The 6,679-nt window shown below is 67.3% G+C and carries 6 protein-coding genes; 5 read left to right on the top strand and 1 reads right to left on the bottom strand.

All coding sequences use genetic code 11. From position 1 onward, the window contains the following. The first annotated feature begins 37 nt into the window (after positions 1 to 37). The 5 genes from EPN98_RS02800 to EPN98_RS02820 all read left to right on the top strand — a co-directional run bounded on the left by EPN98_RS02800 (position 38) and on the right by EPN98_RS02820 (position 6,147). Positions 38 to 2,470 (top strand): glycoside hydrolase family 3 protein, encoded by a 2,433-nt coding sequence (locus EPN98_RS02800; protein ID WP_293360003.1) that lies wholly within the window; start codon positions 38 to 40, stop codon positions 2,468 to 2,470. A 133-nt stretch (positions 2,471 to 2,603) separates the two neighbouring features. Then, a complete protein-coding gene (locus EPN98_RS02805; RefSeq protein WP_293360006.1) occupies positions 2,604 to 3,932 on the top strand; it encodes a dicarboxylate/amino acid:cation symporter in 1,329 nt (442 codons plus the stop codon). 364 nt (positions 3,933 to 4,296) lie between these two features. Next, a complete protein-coding gene (locus tag EPN98_RS02810) occupies positions 4,297 to 4,551 on the top strand; it encodes a hypothetical protein (RefSeq protein WP_293360009.1) in 255 nt (84 codons plus the stop codon). 19 nt (positions 4,552 to 4,570) lie between these two features. Then, the gene (locus EPN98_RS02815; RefSeq protein ID WP_293360011.1) at positions 4,571 to 5,284 is read left to right on the top strand and encodes an HNH endonuclease; all 714 of its coding nucleotides are present in this window, start codon (positions 4,571 to 4,573) and stop codon (positions 5,282 to 5,284) included. Between the two features lie 236 nt (positions 5,285 to 5,520). Beyond that, positions 5,521 to 6,147, top strand: a complete 627-nt coding sequence (locus EPN98_RS02820) for an AAA family ATPase (protein ID WP_293360014.1) — start codon at positions 5,521 to 5,523, stop codon at positions 6,145 to 6,147. A gap of 11 nt (positions 6,148 to 6,158) precedes the next feature. Here EPN98_RS02820 and EPN98_RS02825 read toward each other — a convergent pair. Continuing rightward, positions 6,159 to 6,679, bottom strand: a 521-nt coding sequence (locus EPN98_RS02825) for a methyl-accepting chemotaxis protein (RefSeq protein ID WP_293360017.1), incomplete at its 5' end; no start/stop codon positions are given.

Below are 6,679 nucleotides of genomic sequence, written 5' to 3' on the forward strand. Positions count from 1 at the left end.
TTTCCAGAAACGGATGATCATGTGAAGGCGATTGCGCGTGGCGGCCAACTCTCTTGATGCCCGGACCGAGGAACTGCTCGCGCAGCTGACGCTGGAGGAGAAGGTCCGCCTGCTGGCCGGCGCCAGCTCGTTCTCGCTGCACGGCATCGAGCGGCTGGGCATCCCGTCGCTCAACATGACCGATGGCCCCACCGGCGTGCGCTCGATCAAGGGCGTGCCCGCAACGGTCTTCCCGGTGGGCGTGGCGGTCGCCGCGACCTGGAACCCCGAGACCGCCCGCGAGGTCGCCGCGGCGATTGGCCGGGAAGCGCATGCCCTGGGCGACCAGGTGGTGCTGGCCCCCACGATCAACATCATGCGCATCCCCACCTGGGGCCGGAACTTCGAGAGCTATTCCGAGGACCCCTACCTGGCCGGCGTGATGGGCGTGGCCTATGTCCATGGCCTGCAGGGCGAAGGCGTCGGCGCCTCGCTGAAGCACTACGCGGCCAACAACCAGGAGCTGGAGCGCTTCGAGGTGGACGCCCGCATCGACGAGCGGACCCTTCGCGAGATCTACCTCTCGGCCTTCGAGCGGGTGGTGAAGCAGGCCGATCCGTGGACCGTCATGGCCTCGTACAACCGCCTGAACGGAACCCACGCTTCGCAGCATCGCGGCCTGCTCACCGACATCCTGAAGGACGAGTGGGGCTATGAGGGCATGGTCGTCTCGGACTGGACGGCGGTGCGCTCGACCGCGCCCTCGGCCAACGCCGGGATGGACCTGGAGATGCCCGGGCCGGCCAAGTGGTTCGGCGACAAGCTGCTGGCGCTCGTCGGGACCGATGTGGCCGAGGCCCAGGTCGACGACAATGCGCGGCGCGTTCTGCGGCTGATCGTGCGTTCGGGTCTGATGGACGGGCCCCGGCCCGCGGGCGAGCTCAGGTCGGCGCGCCACAAGGCCATCGCCTTCGAGGCGGCCTGCGAGGCCATGACGCTGCTGAAGAACGAGGGCGGCCTACTTCCGCTTCGGCCAGGCCTGAAGCGGGTGGCGCTGATCGGCCCCAATGCGATCCGGACGTTGTTCCAGGGTGGCGGCAGCTCCCAGGTGACCACCGACGAGACGCGCACCCTGGCCGAAGGCCTGGCCGCCGCCCTGGGCCCCGACGTGGCCCTCGCCGTGCACAAGGGCGTCGACAACGATCCCTACCCGCCCCCCGCCGACCGGCGCCAATTCAGCCCGACCGAGACTCGCGAGACCGAGGGCCTGAAGGCCGAGTACTTCCCGACGGCGGATCTCTCGGGCGAACCCAATAGCTCCGGCGTCGAACGGCACATGGTGCGCTGGGTCGCCGGCGCGATGGCCACGGCGCGTCGGCCCGCGTACGGCGCGTTCCGCTGGAGTGGCTGGTTCTGGCCCGAGCAGTCGGGAACCTACGAGTTCGGCCTGCGCGGCACGGGGGTGGGCCGGCTGTCGCTGGACGGGGCGCTGCTGATCGGACCCGACACCCTGGCGAAGGCCGACCGCTACGACGTCACCGGACAGATCGTGCCGCGCCGCCTTGCAACCTGTGAGTTGGAGGCCGGGCGCGGCTATCCGATCGAACTGGAATACGTCCCCGCCCGCCCGGACCAGGACTTCGTCGCCCTGGGCGTCCGCGCGCCGTCCGAGCCGATGGCCGCCGCCATTGAGGCCGCGAAGGCCGCCGACGCGGTCGTTCTGGTGCTGGGCTCGGCGACAGTCACCGAGGCCGAGGGCTACGACCGCGAGGACATCGACCTGCCGGGCGCCCAGGACGACCTGGCCCGTGCGGTCCTGGCCGCCAACACGAATACGGTGATCGTCCTCAACACCGGCTCGCCCTTCGCCATGCCGTGGATCGACGAGGCCCGGGCGGTCCTGCAGATGTGGCTGCCCGGCGAGACCGCGCCCGACGCCCTGGCCGCCGTGCTGACCGGCGCACGGTCGCCGGGCGGACGCCTGCCCGTGACCTTCCCGAAGGCGTTCGGCCAGCACCCTGCCCACCGCGTGGAGCCCGACCCCCGGGTCTGCGAGTACGCCGAGGGGCTAGCGGTCGGCTATCGCTGGTTCGACGCCGAGGGCGTGGCGCCGTTGTTCCCGTTCGGTCACGGCCTCGCCTACACGACCTTCGAGCTGACGGACCTGAAGGCGCCCGTGACCGCAAAGGTCGGCGAGGCCGTGCGGGTCGAACTCACCGTCGCCAACACCGGCGATCGAGCGGGCGCCGAGGTGGTCCAACTGTACGTCGCGCCCAACACCCCTCGCCTGCCCCGCCCGCCCAAGGAACTGAAGACCTTCGCCAAGGTGACGCTGGCGCCCGGCGAGCGGCGGACGGTCGCCCTGGAGCTGGAACCGGGCGCCTTCGCGGTCTGGGACGGCGGTTGGACCGTCGATCCCGGCGCGTACCAGCTGCAGGTTGGCCGGTCGGCAGGCGACATCCGCGCATCGGCGACCATCCGGCTAGTCTAGCCAGAGACAACTGCCCCGATTTTCCGCATTCAGGCGTTCTGCGGCCGCCCGCAGAATTCCACGCTACGAGAATTTCCTAGCCCCTCGGTAGAGTATGGTGCGGACACGTCGTCTGTATATCGAGGACAACCCGATGGCGGCCCAGAAGCAGTCCAGGTTCATCAGCGGCTTCGGGGTCCAGGTGCTGGCGGCCATGGTCGTGGGCGTCATCCTGGGCCTCATCGCGCGAAACCTCGGGCCCGCTGACGGCCAGCCGGGTTTTGTGCTTGCCGAGACCCTCCGGATCCTGGGCTCCAGCTTCATCCAGCTGCTGAAGGCCTTGGTGCCGCCTTTGGTTTTCACCGCCATCGTGGCCAGCATCGCCAACCTGGCCGACCTGCAGAACGCCGCGCGCCTGGTCTGGCGCACCCTGCTCTGGTTTGCGATCACCGCCCTGATCGCCGTGGTCATTGGCATCAGCCTGGGCCTGGTTCTGCAGCCCGGCCTGCATGCCGGCGTCACCGCTGAGGCCGCCAAGGCGCCCAGCACGACCGGCTCGTGGCTCGACTTCCTGACCGGCCTCGTCCCCTCGAACTTCCTGGGCCTCAGCGCCTCGACCAAGCTGGTCGACGGCGCCGCCACCACCAGCGTCTCGTTCAACGTGCTGCAGATCCTGGTGATCTCGCTGGTGATCGGCGTCGCGGCCTTGCGGTCGGGCGAGGCGGGCAAGACGTTCCTGGCCTTCAACGCCTCGGCGCTGGCGGTCATCCGCAAGGTGCTGTGGTGGGTGATCCGGCTGACACCGATCGGCACCGTGGGCCTGCTGGGCACAGCGGTGGCCAAGTACGGCTGGGACGCGCTCTCGCAGCTGGGCCAGTTCGCGCTGGCCATCTACATCGGCCTGGGGCTGGTGCTGCTGGTGGTCTACCCGGCGCTGCTGGCGGCACACGGGCTGAACCCGCTTCGGTTCTTCCGGACGGCCTGGCCCGCGATCCAGCTGGGCTTCGTCTCCCGCTCGTCGATCGGGACGCTGCCCGTCACCGAGACCGTGACCCATGCGCTGGGCGTGCCCCGCGCCTATGCCGCCTTCGCCGTGCCCTTGGGCGCGACCACCAAGATGGACGGCTGTGCGGCCATCTATCCGGCGATCTCGGCGATCTTCGTCGCCCAGTTCTTCGGCGTGCCGTTGCAGGTGACCGACTACCTGCTGATCGTGTTCGTTTCGGTCCTCGGCTCGGCCGCCACCGCGGGCCTGACCGGGGCCACGGTGATGCTCACCCTCACCCTTTCCACCCTGGGGCTGCCGCTGGAGGGCGCCGGCCTGCTCTTGGCCATCGACCCCATCCTGGACATGGGCCGCACCGCGGTGAACGTCGCCGGCCAGGCGCTGGCGCCGACCCTGGTGTCGAAGGAGCTGGGGGTGCTCGACGAGCGCGTCTACGCCCGCGATGCGCCCCTGGCGGCCGAAGCTGCGCCATCCTGAATTGTTGGTGCCCCAGGCCGGACTCGAACCAGCACGCCTCTCGACAGCAGATTTTGAGTCTTGTTGTGGGTAGAATAAGCTATTGTATTTTTTAGTCTTTTTATAACTTTCTGAAGTAGTGCGCTAATCAGTGCGCTAATGCTTCAAACGAAAGCGGGGCCTTTCGGCCCCGTGCTTTCACCCTCCCTATCTGTCCTGATCCGGCGGGTCAGGCAAGCGTGTCGCGCAGTCTTTCCACAGGGGCGTCGGGGGGCGTACGCCCTTAGGGGATGACAGGCAGAACCGCTCCGCCTCGACAGCCCTTGCGAACCTCGTTCAGCGAACCCATGTTCCTGTTTTGATCACTTCGGAGGGGTTGTGTGGGATGTCGAAGAAGGAAACGACCGGACGGGCTGCGGCCTCCGCAGCAGCCCGAACCCTGAGCAACCCCAAGGCGTCCGCCGCAGCGAAGAGCGCGGCGGGCTCCGCGCTGACCCAGCGGGGCAGCCCGAAGGAAGTGACCAGCGCTGCGGCGGCGTCGAAGGCGGCCAAGGTGCTGAGCAGCGCCACGGCGTCGAAGGCCGCAAAGAGCGCCGCAGGCTCCGCCTTGACGCAACGCCCCGGCAAGCGCGGGCGCTGAACCATACCGGCGAGCGAACGTGAGCAAGGCGTTCAAGGGCAAGACCTGCGTCTACTGCGCGAGGGTGGCGTGCTCTTCGACGGGCGATCACGTGTTCGCACGGGAGTTCTTCCCGAAGAACAAGCGCGCCGACCTGCCGAAAGTCCCCGCTTGCGAGGCGTGCAACCAAGCCAAGTCGCGATTGGAACACTACCTGACGGCGGTGCTGCCGTTTGCGGGGCGTCATGCCGACGCCTCCAGCGTGCTAAACGAGATGGTCCCGCCCCGCCTTGCGAAGAACCGCAGGCTGCATGCAGCACTCTCGGCGAGCCAGGGCCGCGCCTGGGTCAAACAGGGCGGGATGCTCAGGCCGACCTTAACGCTGCACCTGGACGCCCAGCAGTTCGAGGGTTTGCTACGGTACGTGGTCCGCGGCCTGGTGGCGTTCCATTGGAACACTGTGGTTCCTTCGGATTATGCGGTGGGCGTGGCCGTTTGGACTGAAGAGGGCGAACGGCTCATCACCGCGGCTTTGCCAAAGCGAGGGCGAGCGATCGCCCGAGCAACCTGGGGCGATGGCGCGTTTGAGTACGAGGGTGCTCAGGCGATTGACGACCCCCACCTCTCGATCTGGCGTCTGCATCTCTACGGGGGCGCCGTGCTGGGCGGCGATAGCGCCGGGGCCACCGACACCAACTCCAGGGTTTGGGTCATGACATCGCGGGAGGCTGTGCCTGACCTCTTCCGCTACTGATTGGTGAGCGGGTGCAGTAGCACCCCTGCCACGTGGCGAACGTGGGTGTGCAAGCGGAGCATGGGCTTTGCGGGGAACCGGCTGCAGGGAGCCGAAGGCGACTGAAGCTGGGCGAAAGGCCATCGAAGCGCGCCGAGGGCGACGCCCTAAGCCTCCCACCGTTACCTTAAACTATGGCGACAATCTTGGCCGTTTGCTATGTATGATTGAATTTGTTCAATCATCGTGGAGCATGCGTGGCACGCATTCGGCAGATCGAGATCAAGAACTTCCGCGGCATCGCATCCCTGGTGTGGGATCCGTCGCCGGGGATTAACTGCCTCGTGGGTCCGGGTGACAGCGGCAAGTCGACGATCCTTGATGCGATAGACCTATGCATCGGCGCTCGCCGAACCGTGCAGTTTGCCGACTCAGACTTTCACGCGCTCGACGTGGAGAATCCGATCTCCATCTCTGTCACCGTGGGCGAGCTGAGCGACGCCCTGAAGACAATGGACGCGTATGGCTTGTACCTGCGCGGCTACAACGACCTCGTCGGCTGCGTCGAGGAAGAGCCCGGCACGCACAACGAGACCGTTCCCACGGTCAACACAGCGCACACTGGACACAGTGCGTGCAATGCGCGCGGGCGGACGAACAGCGCCAGGCCGGTGAGTTTGCCCCCTTCCTTCCCGCGCAACGCGACCTCTTCATCCGAGAGGACCAGCCAGCCACCCGCATCCCGCTCAAGACGCGGACCACCGCCGACGCCCCCATGCAGTACCTTGCGGGGACGGGCCGCGGACCGTGATCGACGTCAACTCATGGCCTGCAGTGTGATCCGCCGCGATGTCACAGGCTGTGGATGCCTAACCTCGCGTTGAACACAGTCGACTCAGAATTCCGCCCATTCAGCATCCGGCTTGACCTGCGTCGTCGTCATCAAGCGCGCTACCCGCGCTTGCGATGCATGCACAGGGTGCGTTGGCGTCGGGCCGCCGATCTTGAACTGGCCGATAAGCTTAGCGAGGCTCTCGGCCTCGCGGGCCAGGCCATGGCTGGCTGCTGTCGATTCCTCCACCATAGCGGCGTTCTGTTGGACGATCTGATCCATCTGGTTCATGGCCACGTTGATCTGCGACAGTCCGCTCGACTGCTCCTGGGCCGCGGCGGCGATGTCGACGACCAAGCCGTTGATCCGAGCCACATCGGTGACGATCCTGTCCAACGCCTGACCTGTCTCCCCAACCAGTCGGACCCCCTCGTCCACCTTGTCTGTGGACTCAGTGATGAGCGCCTTGATCTCCTTGGCCGCCTCGGCCGAGCGCTGAGCCAGCGCGCGGACTTCGGACGCGACGACCGCGAAGCCCTTGCCCGCATCGCCGGCCCGGGCCGCCTCCACGCCCGCGTTGAGGG

The sequence above is a fragment of the Phenylobacterium sp. genome (assembly GCF_004299445.1).
GTDB lineage: Bacteria > Pseudomonadota > Alphaproteobacteria > Caulobacterales > Caulobacteraceae > Phenylobacterium.